Origin of the sequence: Actinomadura roseirufa (assembly GCF_900659635.1) — a bacterium.
Lineage (GTDB): Bacteria > Actinomycetota > Actinomycetes > Streptosporangiales > Streptosporangiaceae > Spirillospora > Spirillospora roseirufa.
This window is the reverse complement of the sequence record NZ_CAACVB010000018.1, coordinates 18036-37343: the sequence shown is the minus strand read 5'-3', so window position 1 is coordinate 37343 and position 19308 is coordinate 18036. Positions and strand designations below refer to the sequence as shown.

At 73.9% G+C, this 19308-nt stretch carries 21 protein-coding genes; 15 read left to right on the top strand and 6 right to left on the bottom strand.

Annotated elements, in window-relative coordinates:
• Nucleotides 1-8 precede the first annotated feature (8 nt).
• The 3 genes from E1291_RS43135 to E1291_RS06310 all read right to left on the bottom strand — a co-directional run bounded on the left by E1291_RS43135 (nt 9) and on the right by E1291_RS06310 (nt 1883).
• Entirely contained in the window at nt 9-671 is a 663-nt protein-coding gene (locus E1291_RS43135) for a DUF305 domain-containing protein (protein ID WP_207400589.1), read from the bottom strand.
• Nucleotides 668-1276, bottom strand: coding sequence for a thioredoxin-like domain-containing protein (locus tag E1291_RS43130; RefSeq protein WP_207400588.1), 609 nt, complete (start codon nt 1274-1276; stop codon nt 668-670). The genes E1291_RS43135 and E1291_RS43130 overlap by 4 nt, the downstream gene beginning before the upstream one ends.
• A 115-nt stretch (nt 1277-1391) precedes the next feature.
• Nucleotides 1392-1883: a hypothetical protein gene (locus E1291_RS06310; RefSeq protein WP_131736776.1), complete on the bottom strand. Its 492-nt coding sequence runs from the start codon at nt 1881-1883 to the stop codon at nt 1392-1394.
• A gap of 144 nt (nt 1884-2027) precedes the next feature.
• On the opposite strand from E1291_RS06310, the gene E1291_RS06305 reads away from it, so the two are divergent.
• From E1291_RS06305 to E1291_RS06270, 8 genes are all read left to right on the top strand, one after another.
• Complete coding sequence (locus E1291_RS06305) at nt 2028-2822, top strand: phosphatase PAP2 family protein (protein WP_165494980.1); 795 nt, start codon at nt 2028-2030, stop codon at nt 2820-2822.
• Between the two features lie 170 nt (nt 2823-2992).
• A complete protein-coding gene (locus E1291_RS06300; RefSeq protein WP_242613974.1) occupies nt 2993-4306 on the top strand; it encodes a replication-associated recombination protein A in 1314 nt (437 codons plus the stop codon).
• A gap of 205 nt (nt 4307-4511) precedes the next feature.
• Nucleotides 4512-4931: a DUF948 domain-containing protein gene (locus E1291_RS06295; RefSeq protein ID WP_131736773.1), complete on the top strand. Its 420-nt coding sequence runs from the start codon at nt 4512-4514 to the stop codon at nt 4929-4931.
• Nucleotides 4928-5248: a hypothetical protein gene (locus E1291_RS06290; protein ID WP_131736772.1), complete on the top strand. Its 321-nt coding sequence runs from the start codon at nt 4928-4930 to the stop codon at nt 5246-5248. The genes E1291_RS06295 and E1291_RS06290 overlap by 4 nt, the downstream gene beginning before the upstream one ends.
• Nucleotides 5249-5250: 2 nt before the next feature.
• Nucleotides 5251-7920, top strand: coding sequence for an alanine--tRNA ligase (gene alaS / locus E1291_RS06285; protein WP_131736771.1), 2670 nt, complete (start codon nt 5251-5253; stop codon nt 7918-7920).
• 73 nt (nt 7921-7993) lie between these two features.
• On the top strand, nt 7994-8452 hold the full coding sequence (gene ruvX, locus E1291_RS06280; protein ID WP_131736799.1) for a Holliday junction resolvase RuvX: 459 nt from the start codon (nt 7994-7996) through the stop codon (nt 8450-8452).
• Complete coding sequence (gene mltG / locus E1291_RS06275; protein WP_131736770.1) at nt 8449-9612, top strand: endolytic transglycosylase MltG; 1164 nt, start codon at nt 8449-8451, stop codon at nt 9610-9612. The genes ruvX and mltG overlap by 4 nt, the downstream gene beginning before the upstream one ends.
• On the top strand, nt 9609-10451 hold the full coding sequence (locus E1291_RS06270) for a shikimate dehydrogenase (RefSeq protein ID WP_131736769.1): 843 nt from the start codon (nt 9609-9611) through the stop codon (nt 10449-10451). Before mltG ends, E1291_RS06270 begins: the two co-directional genes overlap by 4 nt.
• 4 nt (nt 10452-10455) lie before the next feature.
• Here the strand turns inward: E1291_RS06270 and E1291_RS06265 are convergent, their stop codons facing one another.
• Complete coding sequence (locus tag E1291_RS06265; protein WP_131736768.1) at nt 10456-11892, bottom strand: prenyltransferase/squalene oxidase repeat-containing protein; 1437 nt, start codon at nt 11890-11892, stop codon at nt 10456-10458.
• 153 nt (nt 11893-12045) lie between these two features.
• Here E1291_RS06265 and E1291_RS06260 point away from each other — a divergent pair, with 153 nt between their 5' ends.
• A complete protein-coding gene (locus E1291_RS06260; RefSeq protein WP_131736767.1) occupies nt 12046-12765 on the top strand; it encodes an HIT family protein in 720 nt (239 codons plus the stop codon).
• Here E1291_RS06260 and E1291_RS06255 read toward each other — a convergent pair.
• Entirely contained in the window at nt 12741-13691 is a 951-nt protein-coding gene (locus E1291_RS06255; RefSeq protein WP_131736766.1) for a PfkB family carbohydrate kinase, read from the bottom strand. The two genes, E1291_RS06260 and E1291_RS06255, sit on opposite strands and share 25 nt — an antisense overlap.
• Before the next feature lie 6 nt (nt 13692-13697).
• Nucleotides 13698-14192 carry an NUDIX domain-containing protein gene (locus tag E1291_RS06250; RefSeq protein ID WP_131736765.1) on the bottom strand — a complete coding sequence of 165 codons (495 nt, stop codon included), beginning with the start codon at nt 14190-14192 and terminating at the stop codon, nt 13698-13700.
• Nucleotides 14193-14739: 547 nt separating this feature from the next.
• On the opposite strand from E1291_RS06250, the gene infC reads away from it, so the two are divergent.
• From infC to E1291_RS06220, 6 genes are all read left to right on the top strand, one after another.
• Nucleotides 14740-15315 carry a translation initiation factor IF-3 gene (gene infC / locus E1291_RS06245; RefSeq protein WP_131736764.1) on the top strand — a complete coding sequence of 192 codons (576 nt, stop codon included), beginning with the start codon at nt 14740-14742 and terminating at the stop codon, nt 15313-15315.
• 260 nt (nt 15316-15575) lie between these two features.
• Nucleotides 15576-15770, top strand: a complete 195-nt coding sequence (gene rpmI / locus E1291_RS06240; RefSeq protein WP_131736763.1) for a 50S ribosomal protein L35 — start codon at nt 15576-15578, stop codon at nt 15768-15770.
• 67 nt (nt 15771-15837) lie between these two features.
• Nucleotides 15838-16215 carry a 50S ribosomal protein L20 gene (gene rplT / locus E1291_RS06235; protein ID WP_131736762.1) on the top strand — a complete coding sequence of 126 codons (378 nt, stop codon included), beginning with the start codon at nt 15838-15840 and terminating at the stop codon, nt 16213-16215.
• Nucleotides 16216-16246: 31 nt separating this feature from the next.
• Entirely contained in the window at nt 16247-17095 is an 849-nt protein-coding gene (locus E1291_RS06230; protein ID WP_131736761.1) for a TrmH family RNA methyltransferase, read from the top strand.
• Between the two features lie 216 nt (nt 17096-17311).
• The gene (locus tag E1291_RS06225) at nt 17312-17836 is read left to right on the top strand and encodes an STAS domain-containing protein (protein WP_242613972.1); all 525 of its coding nucleotides are present in this window, start codon (nt 17312-17314) and stop codon (nt 17834-17836) included.
• A gap of 346 nt (nt 17837-18182) precedes the next feature.
• Nucleotides 18183-19268: a sensor histidine kinase gene (locus tag E1291_RS06220; protein ID WP_131736760.1), complete on the top strand. Its 1086-nt coding sequence runs from the start codon at nt 18183-18185 to the stop codon at nt 19266-19268.
• Nucleotides 19269-19308 lie beyond the last annotated feature (40 nt).

The window sequence follows — 19308 nt, the reverse complement described above, 5'->3', positions numbered from 1 at the left end:
GTCGCACCTCACACCGCGCCGCTCCCGCGCTCGCGCAGCATCCCGTTCATCAGGGTGATCTCCGCCCGCTGTCCGTCGACCATGGTCCGGGCCAGCCGCCGGACGCGGTCGTGGCCGGTGCGGGCCAGCACCGCCTCGGCCATGGCGACCCCGCCGCGATGATGGGCGATCATGAGGCGCAGGAACAGCACCTCGGCCGCGCGGCCCTGCGCGCGCTCCAGCTCCGCGAGCTGCTCGCGCGTCGCCATCCCCGGCATCCGGGCCCCGGGGCCGCCGCCCGCCGCACCCGTGGGAGCGGGCCCCGCGGCGCCGTGCCCGGAGTGCCCGGCCATCCACCGCATGGGACCCTCCGGGTCGGTCTTGGGCAGGTCCCACTCGTCCAGCCAGGCCGTCATCATGCCGATCTGCGCGGACTGGGTGTTGATGATGTCGTAGGCGAGCAGCCGGACGGCGGGGTCCCGCGTCCGGTCCCGGACGGTGAACGACATCCGCACCGCCTGCGCGTGGTGGGCGCTCATGTCGCGGGCGAACCCGGCCTCGGGGCCGCCGGTGCCGGGCCGCCCCGAGCGCGCCGCGGTCACCGCGACCAGCGCGGCGGCGGCGAGCAGCACCAGCGCCGCGAGGACGACGGTGGCCCGCCGTCCCCGCGGCCCGGGGACGGCGGTGCTCACGGGGCGTCCTTGGCGCCGCCGCAGGAGGCGCCGGGCTCGGGGGTCTGCGGGCCCTTCACGAACGCGCGCAGGAAGGCGTCCACACGCTCGTCGGCGGCGTTCTGGAGCTTCACCTGACGTCCCCAGGCGGTGAGCGCTATCGGGGCGTCCAGGGCCGGATAAGGGCTCATCAGGGTGTAGTCGGTCGACGAGACCTTGGTCTTGAGGCGGGCGAGCTGGTCCGCGGGCAGCCCGGGCCGGTAGGTGATCCAGACGGCGCCGTGCTCGAGGGAGTGGACGGCGTTCTCGTCGCGCAGGGGCCGGTCGTAGACGCGGGCGTCGCAGTTCTGCCAGACGGGGTCGTGGTCGCCTCCCATGGGCGGCGAGGTGGCGTACTTGACGGCCTGTGTCGTGTGATCGCGGCCCAGGCCGTCCTTCTTGACGAGTCCGGAGATGGACGCCGACTCCGCCGAAGCCGACGACCGGGACTGGAGGAAGGCGTAGCCGATGGCCACGACCGCCACCAGGCCGATCACGGTGAAGAAGGCGATGCCGCCCCACGGCACCTGCCGCGCCGTCAGGGCGTTCTTGCTGCGGTTGTTCCGGTTTCTGGCGCTCTTGGACATGCGAGCGCTCCTCTCGGGGGTGCTCGGGCTGAGTGAGAACGGACATGAGGCAGCGCCGTACGACGAACGTCCTGGGGACGTCACGGACGGTGCCGGTGGCCTTACGGCCGGTCCGTCACAGCCTGAGAACCTGTAGTGAGGAGAGCGAGAGGAGAGCGGGAAGGGCGCCCGCCGGGGCGGCGCGCTCCCAGCCGGCACGGGCGGGGAGCCTCCGGAACGCGCGCCATGCCCCCGCGGCCAGAAGGGCGAGCACCATGAGCGTGAACAGGACGGCCAGGCACAGGCACGCGTCCAGTGGAGGTAGCGGCGACAGCGGCGCGTTCGCGGCGGTGCCCGCGGACCCGCCGAGCGCGGGGACGCCGTGGAGCGCGAGCGGCGCCGCGATCCGCGTTCCCGTGGAGGTGGGCGGCCCCGTCCTCTCGGACGGCGGGTGGTGCCGGGCCGCCGCCGCGGCGGCGTCCACGGGGACGCTCACCGAGTGCTCGGTGCACAGGCGCGCGGGGGGTGCGTGGCCCAGCCCGTAGCTGAAGGCCAGCCCGGCGACCACGAACAGCGCCACGAGCAGCCCTGCCAGCCCGTGCCGCCGACGCTGGGTCGTACCGGACACCGTCACGCTCCTGATTCGGTCTTCTGGGCGAATTTAACGTCGTGGCACCGCCGTGGGTTCCCCCGGGGTCTCGGACCTGAGGCGGAGCCGGAACCCTCCTGACGTATCACTTACGCGACTCCGGGTAGCTGGATGATGAACGACATGCGGCGACGGGGAGATCAAGGAGCGGCACTGCGGCACGACCGGCGGATCATCGGCCTCGCCTGCGCCGCCGCCCTCCAGGTCCTGGTGATGGCGGCGGCGTGGAGCCTGTACGGGTACGGCAGGCATCTGATCGACGGCCGCGCGGACGAGGCGTTCGGCAACGCGCGCCGGCTGTGGGACCTGGAGCGGGCCCTCCACCTGCCGGACGAGGCGTCGCTGCAGCGCGGCGCCCTGCGCTGGGACGGCTGGGCCCGCCTCGCCAACGAGTACTACGTCCGCGTCCACTTCCCGGCGATCATGGCTTTCATGGGGTGGGTGTACTTCTGGCGGCGTCCGGCCTGGCCGCGGGTCCGCGCGGCGCTCATCGGGTCGCTGGCGGCGGCGCTGGCCGTCCACTCGCTCTTCCCGCTCGCCCCGCCCCGGCTGCTGCCCGGCCACGGGCTCGTCGACCTGATGACCGCCTACGGCCCGACCGCGTACGAGACGCGCCCGGGGGAGGGCATGACCAACCAGTTCGCCGCGATGCCGTCGCTGCACGTCGGCTGGGCGCTGCTGATCGCCTGGGCCGTGATCCGCTACGGCCGCGGGCGGTGGCGGTACCTGGTCGCCGCCCATCCGGTGATCACCCTCCTGGTCGTGGTCCTGACGGCCAACCACTACTGGCTGGACGGCGCGATCGGGGCCGCGATCGTCGTCGCCGCGCTCTGGGCCACCTCGCTGCCGCCCGCCCTGGACGACCGCGTCCGGGAACGTCCGATGATGTCCCGGCGCCGGGATAGTGTCGGAGCGTGACCAGCAGGACGGAACCGGGCCGGCCGGAGGGCCTGTTCGAAGACCCGGCGGCCGACGAGCCGGCGGACGGGGAGCAGGCGGTCCCGCGCGCCGCGCCGGAGCGCGTCCCCGCCGGCTCCGGGGGGAACGGCGCGGGCGGGGCGGGGGAGCGGCGGCCGCTCGCGGTGCGGATGCGTCCCCGCGGGCTGGACGAGGTGGTCGGCCAGGCGCATCTGGTCGGGCCCGGTACCCCGATCCGGCAGCTCGTCGACCGGGACGCCCCCATGTCGCTGATCCTGTGGGGTCCGCCGGGCACGGGCAAGACGACCCTGGCCACCGTCGTGAGCCACGTCACCTCCCGCCGCTTCGTCGAGATCTCCGCGGTCAGCGACGGGGTCAAGCGCGTCCGCGCCGAGATCGACCTGGCCCGCCGCGAGCTCGGCATGACCGGCCGCCAGACGGTCCTGTTCGTCGACGAGGTCCACCGCTTCAACAAGGCCCAGCAGGACGCGCTGCTGCCCGCCGTCGAGAACCGCTGGGTCTCCTTCATCGGCGCCACCACCGAGAACCCTTTCTTCTCCGTGATCAGCCCGCTGCTGTCCCGGTCGCTGCTGCTCACCCTGGAGCCGCTCGGCGAGGACGAGCTGCGCGAGGTCATCGGCCGCGCGCTCGAAGACGAGCGCGGGCTCGGCGGCGCGGTCGCCCTCGACCCCGCGGCGGAGGACCACCTGATCAGGCTCGCCGGCGGCGACGCCCGCCGCACCCTCACCTACCTGGAGGCCGCCGCCCTGGTGGCCGACGCCGAGGACGCCGCCGCCGGGGCGCCGGGCGAGCGCGGCGACGCGGAGCGGCCCCCGCCGAGGCTGATCGACGTCGGCGTGCTGGAGAAGGCCGTCGACCGGGCGGCCGTCCGCTACGACCGCGAGGGCGACCAGCACTACGACGTCATCAGCGCCTTCATCAAGAGCATCCGCGGCAGCGACGTCGACGCGGCGCTGCACTACCTCGCCCGCATGATCGAGGCCGGTGAGGATCCGCGGTTCATCGCGCGCCGGCTGATCGTGCACGCCAGCGAGGACGTCGGGATGGCCGACCCGACCGCGCTGCAGACCGCGGTCGCCGCCGCGCAGGCGGTCGAGTTCGTCGGCCTGCCCGAGGCCCGCATCAACCTGGCGCAGGCCGTCGTCCACCTCTCGCTGGCGCCCAAGTCCAACGCGGTCATCACCGCCGTGGACGAGGCGCTCGCCGACGTCCGCAAGGGCCTCGCCGGGCCCGTCCCGGGGCATCTTCGCGACGCGCACTACAAGGGCGCGGCGAAGATCGGGCACGGGAAGGGCTACAAGTACGCCCACGACCACCCCGGCGGCGTCGTCCGGCAGCAGTACGCCCCCGACGCCGTGCACGGCATTGAGTACTACCGTCCCACCCGGCACGGCGCCGAGTCGCGCTTCACCGAGGTCCTCGCCCGGATCCGCTCGGTGCTGCGCGGCACCGGGGGGCGCTGAGGCGCCGAGCGGCCCTCATCGCCCGCCCGGTCCCGATACCCTTCCCCCTGTCGGCGGCCCGGGTCCGGGCCCCGGAACGGGTCGCGGGCGCGGGCGCCCGCGCCGCACGGCCGTCCCCGGGCGCCCGCGGCGGAGGCCGGGGTCCCGGTAAGGTCTGTCAGATCACACCCGGCCCGAGCCGAACACACAGCGAACGGAAGCCCTGATGCTCACTGGAGGACAGCTAGCAGGCCTCATCGTGGCCGTGTTCTGGGCGGTGCTCGTCTCGTTCATCGCGTTCACGCTGCTCAGGCTCGCCCGGCTGCTCGGTGAGGCGAGCAGGGTGGTCAGGGACTTCGGGGACCAGGCTGCCCCCCTCCTGGACGACATGACCAGCACCGTGAAGCGCGCCAACGAGCAGCTCGGCCGTACCGACGTCATCACCAAGCAGGTCGCCGGGGTGACGCAGAACGTCTCGGCCGTCACCACCGTCATGACCTCGGTGGTCGGCGGACCGCTGGTGAAGGCCGCCGCCTTCTCCTACGGGGTGCGCAAGGCCCTCGGCAACCGCGAGGGCGAGGGGCGGGCCGCCGCCCCGGACCGCCCGCAGTTGCAGGCCCGGTCCCAGGGGAAGGGGCGCCGATGAGACGGGTCTTCTGGCTGTCGGTCGGCGCCGGCGTCGGCGTCTACGCCACGCACCGCGTCAAGCGCAAGGTGGAGCGGCTCGCGCGGACCCTGTCCCCCGAGGGCGTCGCCGCCCGGGCGGTGACCACCGGGCAGGACGCCGGCGCGCGGCTGAAACATTTCGCGGCCGACGTGCGTACAGAGATGCGGGCCCGCGAGGAGGAGCTGCGCGAGGCCGTCCGCATGGACCAGGCTCCCCCCGAGCTCGACGGTTCCCGGCCACGCCGGATCCTGAGAGCGCGATACACGATCATCGACGACGAGAAGGATGGCCACTGATCATGGAGTCGGCAGAGGTCGCGCGCCGCTTCCTCGGGTTCTTCGAAGAGCGCGGGCACACCGTGGTGCCCTCGGCCAGCCTGATCGCCGAGGACCCCACCCTGCTGCTGGTCAACGCCGGCATGGTCCCGTTCAAGCCGTACTTCCTCGGCCAGCGCACGCCGCCGTCGCAGCGGATGACCAGCGCCCAGAAGTGCGTCCGCACGCCCGACATCGACGAGGTCGGCAGGACCACCCGGCACGCCACGTTCTTCCAGATGCTGGGGAACTTCTCCATCGGCGAGTACTTCAAGGAGCAGGCGATCCCCTTCGCCTGGGAGCTGCTGACCCGTCCCCGTGAGGACGGCGGCTTCGGCTTCCCCGAGGAGAAGCTGTGGGTCACCGTCTTCACCGACGACGACGAGGCCCGCGACATCTGGCACAACAAGGTCGGGGTGCCGCTGGAGCGCATCCAGCGCCGCGGCATGGAGGACAACTTCTGGTCGATGGGCGTGCCCGGCCCCTGCGGCCCCTGCTCGGAGATCTACTACGACCGCGGGCCCGAGTACGGCCGTGAGGGCGGTCCCGTCGCCGACGAGGACCGTTACCTCGAGGTGTGGAACCTCGTCTTCATGCAGTTCGAGCGGGGTCCGGGCGAGAGCAAGACCGACTTCCCGATCCTCGGCGACCTGCCCGCCAAGAACATCGACACGGGCATGGGCCTGGAGCGCATGGCGGCGATCCTGCAGGGCGTCGACAACATCTACGAGACCGACACCCTGTGGCGGGTCCTGGACCGCGCCGCCGGGCTGACCGGCACCCGCTACGGCCGCGACCAGCGCGCGGACGTGTCGCTGCGGGTCATCGCCGACCACGTCCGCAGCGGGACGATGATGGTCGCCGACGGCATCCGCCCCGGCAACGAGGGCCGCGGCTACGTGCTGCGCCGGATCCTGCGCCGCTCCATCCGCAACCTGCGGCTGCTGGGCGGGCAGGACGCCGGGCTCATGCACGAGCTGACCGCCGTCGCGATCGGCGCGATGGGCGAGCAGTACCCCGAGCTGGTGCGGACCGCCGCGAACATCCACACGGTGATCGACGCCGAGGAGGAGTCCTTCCTCCAGACGCTGCGCACCGGCACCACGATCTTCGACACGGCGGTGGCGGAGACCAAGCGGGCCGGCGACCGGGCGCTGGCCGGCGAGCAGGCGTTCAAGCTCCACGACACCTACGGCTTCCCCATCGACCTCACCCTGGAGATGGCCTCGGAGCAGGGTCTCCAGGTCGACGAGGAGGGCTTCCTCCGGCTGATGCGGGAGCAGCGGGACCGCGCCAAGCGCGACGCCCGCGACAAGAAGACCGGCAACCTGGACGTCTCGGTCCTGGACGAGCTGCTCACCGGCGCCGGCGGCCGGGTCGACTTCATCGGCTACGGCAGCCTCACCGGCGACGCCCGCCTGGTCGGCCTGCTGGTGAACGGCGCCAACGCGCGCGCCGCGGGCGAGGGCACCGAGGTCGAGGTCGTCCTCGACCGCACCCCGTTCTACGCCGAGGGCGGCGGCCAGCTCGCCGACCAGGGCGTGATCCGGCTCGGCAACGGCGCGGTCGTCGAGGTGACCGACGTGCAGGCCCCGCTCGCCGGGCTGGTCGTGCACCGCGGCCGCGTCCGCAGCGGCGAGGCGCAGGCCGGGGACGTCGCGCACGCCGAGGTCGACGTGTCGCGGCGCCGGGCGATCTCCCGCTCGCACACCGCGACGCACATGGTGCACGCCGGGTTCCGGCGCGCGCTCGGCGAGTCCGCCGCCCAGGCCGGCTCGGAGAACTCGCCCGGCCGGTTCCGGTTCGACTTCACCGCCTCCGGCGCCGTTCCCGTCAGCGTGCTGCGCGACGTCGAGGACGAGGTCAACGAGGTCCTGGTCAACGACCTGGACGTGCGCTCCTTCCACACCTCGATCGACGAGGCCCGGGCGATGGGCGCGCTCGCGCTGTTCGGCGAGAAGTACGGCGACGAGGTCCGGGTCGTCGAGGTCGGCGACTACTCCCGCGAGCTGTGCGGCGGCACCCACGTCGCCCGCTCCGGCCAGCTCGGCCTGATCAAGGTGCTCGGCGAGTCGTCCATCGGCGCCGGCGTCCGCCGCGTCGAGGCGCTCGTGGGCATCGACGCGTTCCGCTTCCTGGCCCGCGAGAACGTGCTCGTCGCGCAGCTCGCCGAGCAGATGAAGGTGCGCAAGGAGGAGCTGCCCGAGCGCGTCTCCGGCGTGGTCACCCGGCTCCGCGAGGCCGAGAAGGAGCTGGAGCGGCTGCGCTCGCAGCAGGTCCTCGCGGCCGCCGGGGCGCTCGCCGACGGGGCCGCCGACCTCGGCGGCATCGCCTTCGTGGGCCACCGCGCGCCGGACGGCACCGGCGCCGACGACCTGCGCAGGCTGGCCGTCGACGTGCGCGGCCGCCTCACCGCCCGCCCGGCCGTGGTGATGGTCGCGGGCGTGCCGAAGGACCGCCCGGTCGTCGTCGTCGCGGTCACCGAGGGCGCCCGCGAGCGCGGCCTCAGGGCCGGCGCGCTGGTCGGCCTGGCCGCCAAGACCCTCGGCGGAGGCGGCGGCGGCAAGGACGACCTCGCCCAGGGCGGCGGCGCGAACCCCGCCGCGATCGGCGAGGCGCTCGCCGCCGTCGAGCGAGCCGTAGGGGCCGCGTGAGGCCGGGCGGGGACGCGGTGAGGCGACCGGCATGGTGCGCCGGGAGTGCCCGGACGCGCGGCGGGAGACGGCCGTGAGGCCCGGCGTGCGGCTGGGCGTCGACGTCGGGAGCGTCCGCGTGGGCGTCGCCCGCTGCGACCCCGGGGGCATCCTCGCCACGCCCCTGGAGACCGTGCGGAGCGGCAAGGGGGACGTCGACCGGCTGGTGGCCCTGGCCGCCGAGCACGAGGCGGTCGAGGTCGTCGTCGGGCTGCCGACGTCGCTGTCGGGCCGCGAGGGCCCGGCGGCGGAGGCGGCCCGGAGGTTCGCCGCGCGGCTGGCCGGGCGGCTGCCCGAGGGGACGGTGCGGCTCTACGACGAGCGCCTCACCACCGTGACGGCGGAGGCCGGCCTCCGGGCCGGGGGCGTGCGCGGGCAGGCCCGCCGCAAGGTCGTCGACCAGGCGGCCGCGGCGGTGCTGCTCCAGGCGGCCCTGGACGGGGAGCGGTTGACGGGCCGTCCCTCAGGCGAGATCGTCCGGGAGAGCCCATGAGCGACTTGGACCTCTTCCCAGATCCCCACGGGGAAGGCCGCCCACCGGAGCGGCCGCCCGGCCGGCGGGCCCAGCAGCGCGTCCGCACGCGGCAGAAGCGGCGCAAGACCAACGGCCGCGCCGCCGCGCTGTTCGCGATGGCGTTCATCGTCGCGGTGTTCGGCACCGGCGGCGTGCTCGGGGTCGCGATGCTGGACGACAAGATGCACCCGCCGGACTACGGCGGCTCGGGCTCGGGCAGCGTCACGGTCCAGATCCCGGACGGCGCCAGCGGCTCGGTGATCGGGCTGACGCTGGTGCGGCACCAGGTCGTCAAGAGCACCCGCGCGTTCGTGAAGGTCTACAACAAGGAGAGCCGGGCCGCGAGCGTCCAGCCGGGCTTCTACCAGATGCGTCAGAAGATGTCCTCGAAGGCGGCGATGGCGCTGCTGCTGGACCCCAAGTCGCGGGCGGGCAGCCAGCTCACCATCCCCGAGGGACGGCGGGCGAGCGAGGTCTACCAGCTCCTGGCGAAGAAGACCGGCATCTCCGTCAAGGAGTTCCAGGCGGCGGCCAGGAACCCCGCGGAGCTCGGACTGCCCTCCTACGCCAAGGGCAAGATCGAGGGCTACCTGTACCCGGGCCGCTACGACCTGGACCCGAAGCACGCGTCGGCGAAGCAGATCCTCAAGGACATGGTGGCCCGCTTCAACAAGGAGGCGGAGCAGGTCGACCTGGTCGGCAAGGCGCGCGAGGCGAGCATGACCCCCGTGCAACTGCTGACGATGGCGAGCCTCCTCCAGGCCGAGGGCGGCAAGCCGAGCGACCTTCCGAAGATCTCCAGGGTGATCCGCAACCGCATCGCGAAGAACATGAGGCTCCAGTTCGACACGACCGTCCTGTACGCGCTGGGCGAGCGACGGCTGAGCGTGACCAACAAGGACCTCCAGGTCGACTCGCCCTACAACACCTACAGGCACACCGGACTGCCGCCGGGGCCGATCTGCAACCCCGGTCCGGACGCGCTGGAGGCCGCGGTGTCGCCGGAGGAGGGGACGTGGCTCTACTTCACCGCCGTCGACCCGACGAACAAGATCACCAAGTTCGGCACGACGGAGCAGGAGCGGCTGGCGATGGAGCGGGAGTTCCGGAAGTGGCAGGCGGACCACCCGGGGCAATGACGGAGACGAGGGGCACGGCCGTCCGCCGGGCGGCCGTGCTGGGATCCCCGGTCGCGCACTCGCTGTCGCCGGTGCTGCACCGCGCGGCGTACGCCGCCATGGGCCTGGACGGCTGGTCCTACGAGGCGATCGAGTGCGCCGAGGACGGTCTCGAAGCCGTCCTCGGCGGGCTCGGCCCGGAGTGGGCGGGCCTGTCGCTGACCATGCCGCTCAAACGGGTCGCCATCGAACTGGCGGACTCGGTGTCCGACCTCGCCGCCAAGGTCGGCGGGGCCAACACGCTCGTGCTGCGCGACGGCCGCCGGCACGCCGACAACACCGACGTCCACGGGATCGTCACGGCCCTGCGCGAGGCGGGGCTGGACGCCCCCGCGTCCGCGCTGGTCCTCGGCGGCGGCGCCACCGCGGCCTCCGCCCTGGCGGCGCTGGCCGGGCTCGGCCTGGACGAGGCGGTCCTGGCGGCGCGGACCCCGGAGCGCGCCGCCGGGGCCGTGCGGGTGGGGGAGCGGTTCGGCGTCCGGGTGCGGGTCGTCACCCTCGACAGGGTCCCCGAGCACCTGCCCTCCGCGCTGGTGGTCTCGACCCTTCCGGGCCGGGCCGCGGACGTGTTCGCCGGGCCGGTCGCCGCGTCCGGCGCGGCGCTGTTCGACGTGGTGTACGCGCCCTGGCCCACCGCGCTCGCGGCGGCGGTCGAGGCCGCCGGCGGGACGGTCGTCGGCGGCTTCGAGATGCTCCTGCACCAGGCCGTCCGGCAGGTGGCGCTGATGACCGGCCGCGAGGACGTGCCCGTCGCGGCGATGCGCGCCGCGGGCGAGGCGGAGCTCGCGCGCCGGGCCTGAGGACTCAGAGGGCGCCGGGCGGGTCGCGGGGGCTGCGGCGCCGCTTCACGGCCCCGTCCACGCTGGCCAGCACGATCGGCAGGATCACGCTGAGCCAGAAGTCCCGCCAGCCCCACGTCCCGGTGGTGACGCCGGCCGCGCTGGCGAGGCAGACCAGGCCGAGCAGGAACGCCGACCAGTGCTGCCGGACCAGCGCGACGGGATCCAGGCGCCGCCGGTGCGGCAGCAGCGCGGCCAGCGGCCGCTCCCGCGCGTGCGCGCGCTGGACGATGGCCGCGTCCGGGAGCAGGTGCAGCACGTCGGCCTCGCCCGCGAGCGGGACCCGGGTCAGCGCGAGCAGCGTCTCCAGCCGCCACCACAGCGTCCACAGCGAGGTCCGGCCGCCGGCCGGGTACCCGTTCCAGCGCGGCCCGGTGACCTCACCGCGGGCCAGCGTCCGGAAGACGCGCGCCACGGTGGGCCCGTGCGGGCCGCGCGGGTCCCGCAGCATCGCGGTGAGCGCGATCGGCAGCCCGTAGTGCCACAGCGCGAGCCGCCACACCGGCTTGGCCCCGGCGCCCTGCGGCGAGACGTCGTAGGTCTCGATCCAGGTGTCCTCCTCCTCGGGGTCCAGGTGCTCCAGCAGCCAGTCATAGGCGTCCAGCAGCCGCTCGGTCCGCAGATCGGGCCGGGCCTCGGCCAGCGTCACCAGCACGAACGCGGTGTGCGTCACGGTCGGACCCGCGGCGGGGACGGGTCCCCACGCGGGCCGGTGCGCGGTCCGGTCGGCGGTCAGCCACTCCACGCCCCGCTCGACCGCGGGCTCGTAGGGATTGAGCTGGCAGAGCGCGCGCAGCGCCAGGCATGTCAGCCACACCCGTGATGGGCAGCCGCTCAGCGAACCCCAGCCCCCGTCGGAGTTCTGGTTCCGCAGCAGCCAGCTGTAGGCCCGGCGCAGGTCCGGCGCGTCCTCGCGCAGGTCGCAGCGGGCCCGGGCGAGGAAGCGGGCGATCCAGCCGGTGGCCTCGACCACGGGCATCCCCAGGCTGGTCTTGGTCGCCCAGCCGCCGTCGCGCAGGACGTCGGAGGAGGTCGTCTGCCGGGCGGCCAGGAACGCCAGCCCCTCGTCGAAGTACTCGAACGGCCGCCCGGCCTCCACGAACGCCAGCAGCCCGAGCGCCGTCGCCGTCGTGCCGGGCTCCGGCCTGGCCAGCTCGTGGTACCAGCCGCCCCCGGTGCCGAGGGCGGGCGCGTAGGTGTCGCGCAGGACGTCCAGCGACTCCTCGATCCGGGTGGCGAGGACGGCCATGTCGATGGCGGCGGGGATCTCGGGCCCGGTGCCGGGGGCGGCCGCGGGCCCGTCGGCGCGGCCGGGCCGGAGGAAGGCCGCGCGGATGGCGGCGGGGCGGCCCGGGCGAGGCGCCGGTGCGGGATGCCGGGGAGGCTGGGGGGTCTGGTTCACGGTGTCGCCTTCCGTTCTGTATGTGCCCGCCCGGACACGCTTTGTACCCCATGGGTTCTGTGTCTGTAGCCGTCCTTCCGGGGAACGGCGCCGCCCCACCACGGGCAACCTGGAAGAGACCGACCACGCCGCCCGGATTACTGGAGGGACGCGGTGACCGAGGCATCGGCGCACGGCGAACCCGGCGACGACTGCGTCCTGTGCCCGCCGCTGAGGTTCCGGTTCAACGGCATGGCGAACCTGCCGGGGGAGACGTCGGTGCTCGCCGCCGACGCCGACTTCCTGCTGATGCCGGACGTCGCGCCCCTCACGGACGGTCACCTCCTGCTGGTGACCCGCGCCCACCACCAATGCGCCGGGGCGTTCGGCAAACGCACGTGGGGGCGGGCCTGCCGGTGGCGGCAACGGGTCGCCGGCCTCTACGGCGAGGCGTACGGGAGCGACGCCTTCCTGCTGTTCGAACACGGTCCGGCGACCTCACAGGGCGGGGGAGCGTGCATCGACCACGCGCACTGGCATTTCCTCCCGGGCACGCCCGGCGTTCGCGCGGTGGTGGAGGGAAGCGGCCTTCCCGGAGAGCCCGCCGACCGCACGGCGCTGCGCTCCTACTTTCTCGCGGGCCGCTCCTACCTGCTGATCGAGGAGGCGGGTACCGCGACGGTCCACCCAGGGGACGGCGTCCGGAGCCAGTTCCTGCGCTGGGCGGTCACGGCCGCGGGAACGCGCCGGGCCTGGCGCTGGCAGGAGTCGTTCGGCCTGCCCGACAGCAGGGAGCGCTTCCTGCGCACCGTCCGCACGCTGCGCCGCGCCCTCCCCGCCGCCCCTCCCGCAGGTGCGGCCGGGGACGCTCAGCGCGCCGACAGCCACCAGTAGAGCTCGCCCGAGGCCAGCCGGTCACCGAAACCCGTCCGCTCCACGTCCGCGCCGTACCCGGAGGGATACTCCAGGAGCAGCCGTTCCCGCTGGTGCGCGAGGACGTGCTCCAGCGCCGTCGCGCCGAAGCGCAGCAGCCACAGCGGCCTGCCGGGGACGGTCCGGTCCAGCGCCGGCAGCAGCGCGCGGACCTCGCCCGAGCCGACCGGGACGGGGTGGCCGAGCAGCCGGGCGAGCGTCGGCGCCTCGGCGATGACGACGTCGGCGACCGACAGCAGCGGCAGCACGTCGATCGCCGGGAGCCGCGCGTCGATGTCGTGCGGGACCAGGTCGAAGGCGACCAGCGTGCCCGCCTCGCGGGCCACCCTCGCCGCCGCGTGCAGCGCGGCCCGCGAGACCGGGGACAGCAGCGCGTAGCCGTCCATGAACAGCACGTCCGCCCGGCGTATCCCGGTGGCCGCCGCGCGGACGTCGGACTCGGCCAGGCGCCGCGCCGGGGCCTCCTCCTCCGCCACGAGCAGCCGCACGCCGGGCCGGCCGCCGCGCGGGCGGTCGCGCAGCATGATCGTCACGCCGTTGGCGGCGTCCCGCTCCACGCGGAGCCGGTCCCGCACGCCGAGGCGCCGCAGCTCGCGGCGGATGATCGGGGTGTACTCGTCGTCCCCCACCCTGCCCAGGACGCTCACCCGCGCGAAGTAGCCCCGCGCGTACCGCGCCAGGTTGACCGCCGTCCCGGCGACCAGGGCGCGCGCCGGGGCGTAGCAGAGGCGGTCGGCGGCCAGGTCGCCGAAGCGCACGTCCGGCAGCGAGGCGCGGACCTCGATCCGCACGTCCCCGATGACGAACAGCGCGAACCGGCGCCGCGCCGCGCCGTCGAGGCCGGGCCACCGCACCGGCGAGCGGGCGTCGCCCGCCGCTGGGTCCATGGGCCGCTAACCGGGACGCGACAGGAAGGCCCGCACCACCGGGCGCAGGCTGGGGATGAGCTCGCGGCGCTCGACCTCGTCGAGCGGCACCCACCGGCACTCGGCCAGGTGGTCGCCCGCCTCCTGGTTGTGGACTCCGGCGTCGGTGGAGAGCGCGCGGCAGTGCCGCGCGGCGGCCACCACCCGGACCCGGCCGCCGGGGAGGCCGCGGGACGCGTCGGGCATGTACCACTGCCACAGATGGAACGGCGGCCCCGGATCGATCTTGAGGCCGACCTCCTCCCACACCTCGCGCCGGATGTGGTCGTCCAGGTCGAGGTCGGCCATCTCCAGGCGGCCGCCGGGGACCTCCCAGCGGCAGGGGTGGTACGGGTCGTCCGCGGACTTGCGGACCATCAGCAGGCTGCCGCCGACCACGATGAACGCCTTCTGCGCGAACTCGAGCCTGACCGGCGGCAGGGCGGTGAGAGGGCCGGGACCGCCGGCCTCGATCGAGGGCATCTGGGGAATACCTCCCTGGTGCCGGACCCACCCGGGCCGTCTCGGACCACGGTAACAAGCCCGGACCGTCCGGCCGAGGCCCGCAAAGGCACATGAGCGTCACCCGGCGCAAGCCGGATCCTGCGAACTTCTGGGGGGTTTCCGGGGAATGGCCGGGAGCGTCCGGGGGTTCGTACGAGTGACGTACTCCATACGGCCCGCGTCGCGGCGGGGCCGGTCCGCCGGACGCCGTGCGGCCGCCCGGCTCCGGAGGCCGAGTCAGGTGCTATTCTTAGTGGCTGACCGGCCCTGTGCTCGCGATCCGAACCGATCGCGCGCGCCGGGCGCTCAAGCGGAGGCCACCTCCCACCTGACCGGCTGGAAGAAGCCGGTGGGTTCTCGGTCCGGCGAACGGGCGCGTGCGCGCTCGTCCTGCCGTCGTCCCCGGGCGGTCCGTCGTCCGGGGAGACCGAAGGTGGCCCCGCATGCGAGTCGTGCGGGGCTTTTCGCATGAAGGCCCCGGGGTACGACCGGTCCAAGAACTTGAGAACGGCCCCAAGGAGGTCCCATCAGCGCCGAACCGCGTATCAACGACCGCATTCGCGTGCCCGAGGTCCGGCTCGTCGGCCCGAACGGCGAACAGGTGGGCATCGTTCCCATCGCCAAGGCCCTTGAACTGGCGCGTGAGTCGGACCTCGACCTGGTCGAGGTGGCGCCCACCGCGCGCCCGCCCGTCGCCAAGCTCATGGACTACGGCAAGTTCAAGTACGAGTCCGCGATGAAGGCGCGTGAGGCGCGGAAGAACCAGGCGCACACGGTCATCAAGGAGATCAAGCTCCGCCCGAAGATCGACCCGCACGACTACGAGACCAAGAAGGGTCACGTGGTGCGGTTCCTGAAGGCCGGGGACAAGGTGAAGGTCACGATCATGTTCCGTGGTCGTGAGCAGTCCCGCCCCGAGCTCGGTTTCCGGCTGCTGCAGCGGCTGGCCGACGACGTCGAGGAGCTCGGCTTCGTCGAGTCGCGGCCCAAGCAGGACGGCCGGAACATGATCATGGTGATCGGTCCGCACAAGAAGAAGGCGGAGGCCAAGGCCGAGCGCGCCGCCGCTCGCGGGCAGGACGCGGAGCACGGCACCGCCTGACGGTCCGCCCGGCGCCCGCCGTGAGCGGGAGCGCCGGCAGGCCGACGCCGGAGACCCCGGGACGGACTCCTGGGCGAACCGGTCACCTGGGCCTGCCCTCGTGGCGGGCCCGAACGACGCCCTCGCGTTCTCGCGGGGTCGTGACGCACGTACATTGAAGCCTGGCCCGGCGTGTCCACGGGATCCGTGCGATGCGCCGATTCAGGCGCGCCTCCGTGCCGCCGCGCGGGGGTCCAGGAGCGAGGGAGACGACGGCGACCATGCCGAAGACCAAGACGCACAGTGGTGCCAAGAGGCGGTTCAAGCTGACAGGCTCCGGCAAGGTGATGCGCCGCCGCGCCAACAAGAACCACCTGCTCGAGCACAAGCCGTCCAAGCGGACGCGCCGCCTGAACGGCCCCGCCGTGGTGGCCGACGCCGACGCCAAGAACATCAAGAAGCTGCTGCGCAAGTAGTCCACGACCAACATCAGCGACCGGCCGGAGCCCGTACGGCCCCGGCCCCCACGAAGGAGTTCAGCACGTGGCACGCGTGAAGCGGGCGGTCAACGCCGCCAAGAAGCGTCGGGTCGTCCTGGAGCGGTCGAGCGGCTACCGCGGCCAGCGGTCGCGCCTGTACCGCAAGGCCAAGGAGCAGCAGCTCCACTCGATGACGTACGCCTTCCGGGACCGCAAGGACCGCAAGGGACAGTTCCGCCGGCTGTGGATCCAGCGGATCAACGCCGCCGCCCGCGCCAACGGCATCACCTACAACCGGTTCATCCAGGGCCTGAAGGCCGCCGAGGTCGAGGTCGACCGGCGCATGCTGGCCGAGCTCGCCGTGAACGACGCCGCCGCGTTCGCCGCCCTGGTCAAGGTCGCCAAGGACGCGCTCCCGGCCGAGGGTTCGGAGGCGGCCTGAGCCGGGTCTCCGGCGTTCAGGCGATCGAAGCATGGCGGGCCGCGAGCTGACCTCTATCCGATCACCGCGGGTGAAGGCCGCTCGCCGGCTCGCCAAGCGCGCCTTCCGGCGCCGTGAGCGGCGCTTCCTCGCCGAGGGGCCGCAGGCGGTCCGGGAGGCGCTGGAGATCCCCGGCGGGCTGGCCGAGCTGTTCACCACGGCCGAGGCCGAGGCCCGGCACCCCGAGCTGGTCCTGGCCGCCGAGCGCGCGGGCGCCCCGGTGCTGCGGGTCAGCGGCGAGGTCATGGCCGAGCTCGCGCAGACCGTCACCCCGCAGGGGCTGCTGGCGGTGTGCGGGTTCGTCGACGTCGCGCTCGGCGCCGCCCTGGAGGCCGGCCCGAAGCTGGTGACGGTGCTGGCGCACGTCCGGGACCCCGGTAACGCGGGGACGGTGCTGCGCACCGCCGACGCGGCGGGCTCGGAGACGGTGGTGTTCACCGACGCCTCCGTCGACCCCTACAACGGCAAGTGCGTGCGCGCCTCGGCCGGAAGCCTGTTCCACCTGCCGGTGGTGGTCGGCCCGCGGTTCGACACGCTGATCCCCGAGCTGAAGCGGTCGGGCCTGACCGTCCTCGCGGCCGACGGGGCGGGTGAGCGGACCCTGGACGAGAGCCTCGACGAGGGGCTGCTGGCGCGTCCCACCGCCTGGGTGTTCGGCAACGAGGCGTGGGGCCTGCCCGAGGAGATCCTGCGCCATGTCGACGAGGTCGTGCGGGTACCGATCTACGGCCGCGCCGAGAGCCTCAACCTGGCGACGGCCGCCGCCGTCTGCCTCTACGCCTCCGCTCGGGCACAGCGCAAGGTAGGAGTGCACACAACGGGTGCCGAAAACGCGGGCTGACGCAGGTTCGGCGCGCGAGTCGTGAGGCCGGTCACGGATGTGCGATGCATTCCGTGGTCGGATGGCCGCAAGCGGTCGCCAACTCCGCCTTTTCTCCGCTTGTGACCTGCGACGATGGTCTCCTCGTGGACGATGGGCGGGGGCCCGCGCCACGGGGGACTCGTCCGGAGGTAGGAGCGCGGACCGGTCCGGCGATGGATTTGCACGTTCCAACGGGTGCCTACGGTGAAGATCAGGGCGGCGACGACGCCGCGCGAAGTGGGGGCGAACGTGATGACCGAAGAGACCAGGACCGCCAGGAGGACGGCTCGGCGCGCGCCGGAGGTCCGCTGCCGGGCGGGCGGACCCGCCGCGCCGTCGCGGCCCGTCCGCCGCGTGCCGGGCCTGCGGGTGGAGGTCGCGCGGGTGCGCGGCGACGCCGCCGTGGTCACGGTGGAGGGCGAGATCGACCTGCACACCGCCGACGGGCTCCGGGCGGCCCTGGTCGAGCTGCACGCCGCGGGCTTCCGCCGGCTGGTGGCCGACTTCTCCGCCGTCCCGTTCTGCGACGCGACCGGTCTCGGCGCGCTGGTGGCCGCGCGCAACCACCTCGCCGCGCGCGGCGGCGAGATCGAGATCGCCGGTGTGCGGCCCGCCCAGCTGCGGCTGCTGCGCATCACCGGCCTGCACCGGCTCTTCCCCCTGCACGCGGACGCGATGACCGCGCTGGCGTCCGGGGACGCCTCCGCCCCCTCCCGCTGAGTCCCGCCCCGGCTCCCCCCGCCGGTGCCGCTTCCGCCGCCGGTGTGTCGCACGGGGAGCGTCGCCACGTGTCCCTCCGGGTGACGGATCCGGCGTGTCCAGATCCGTTGTGTCACCTTTCCGTGCCATCGTCGGGGGCCGCCGCGGCGGCCGCGCCGATCCGCGCAGGCGCAGGTGAGGGCGCCGCGCGGGGTGGCGACACACCGCCCGATGGCTACAAATGCCTTGCCGCAGGGCCTTTTCCGGGTCCCGTAAGGTCCCCGGGGGCAGATAGAGTCTGTTCTCGACAGGCCGCGTTCTCACCGGTGTTCTGGAGGCCGCTGTGGGCGGAGAGGAACCCCCCCGCGTGGCCGCGCGCGTGCCCGCCGGGTCCGGTGCGCGACCCGGGGAGAACCCTGCCGACGACCTGCCCGACGGGCTCCTGGTGGCCGATCGCGACGCCCGCGTCGTGCTGTTCAACGCCGCCGCCGTCCGGATGACCGGGATCACCGCCGAGGCCGCCCTCGGCATCGACTTCCGCGACGTCCTGCCGCTGCACGACGCGGAGGGACGCGACTGGTGGAAGTGCCTGGCGCCCTACGACGGCCTGGGCACCAGGACCCGGCACCCCGAGCGCGTGCTGTTCCTCCCCGGCGGCACCGAACTCCTGGTGACCGCCGCCTACCGGCGCGATCCCGGGGGGAAAGTGGAACGGTTCAGCGTCTGCCTGCGGGACGCGGCGCACCGCACCCGGCAGGAGCGCGACCGCGCCGACCTGGTCTCCACCGTGGCCCACGAGCTGCGTTCCCCGCTGACGAGCGTCAAGGGCTTCACCGCCACGCTGCTGGCCAAGTGGCACCGCTTCAACGACGACCAGAAGCGCGTGATGCTGGAGACGGTCAACGCCGACGCCGACCGGGTGACGCGGCTGATCACCGAGCTGCTGGACGTGTCCCGCATCGAGGCGGGCCGGCTGGAGATGCGCCGGCAGGTCGTCGACCTCCCCGACGAGGTCCGCAAGGTCATCGCGGGCCGGGTGGCGGCCGGGGACGCGGCCGACCGGTTCCGTTTCGAGACGCGCGGTGAGCTGCCAGAGATGTGGTTGGATCCGGACAAGGTCGACCAGATCCTCGGTAACCTCGTGGAGAACGCGGTGCGGCACGGAGCCGGAACCGTCACCATCGTGGTGGAGCCGGACGTGCACGAGGAGGGGGCCGCGGTGTCGGTGCGCGACGAGGGCGAGGGCATTCCGCCCGAGGCCGTCCAGCGCGTCTTCCGGCAGTTCTGGCGCGGGCCGGGCGGCAACCGCCGCGGCGGCACCGGACTCGGCCTGTACATCGTGAAGGGCCTCGTCGAGGCGCACGGCGGCACGATCACGGTGCGGCGCGCGCCCGGCGGCGGCGCGGAGTTCCGATTTACCATGCCCGCGGGGGCCCCCGACTACGCTGGCTGAGCCCGGTCTTCGACACCGGAGCCGGCGCCGGGCGCGCCGC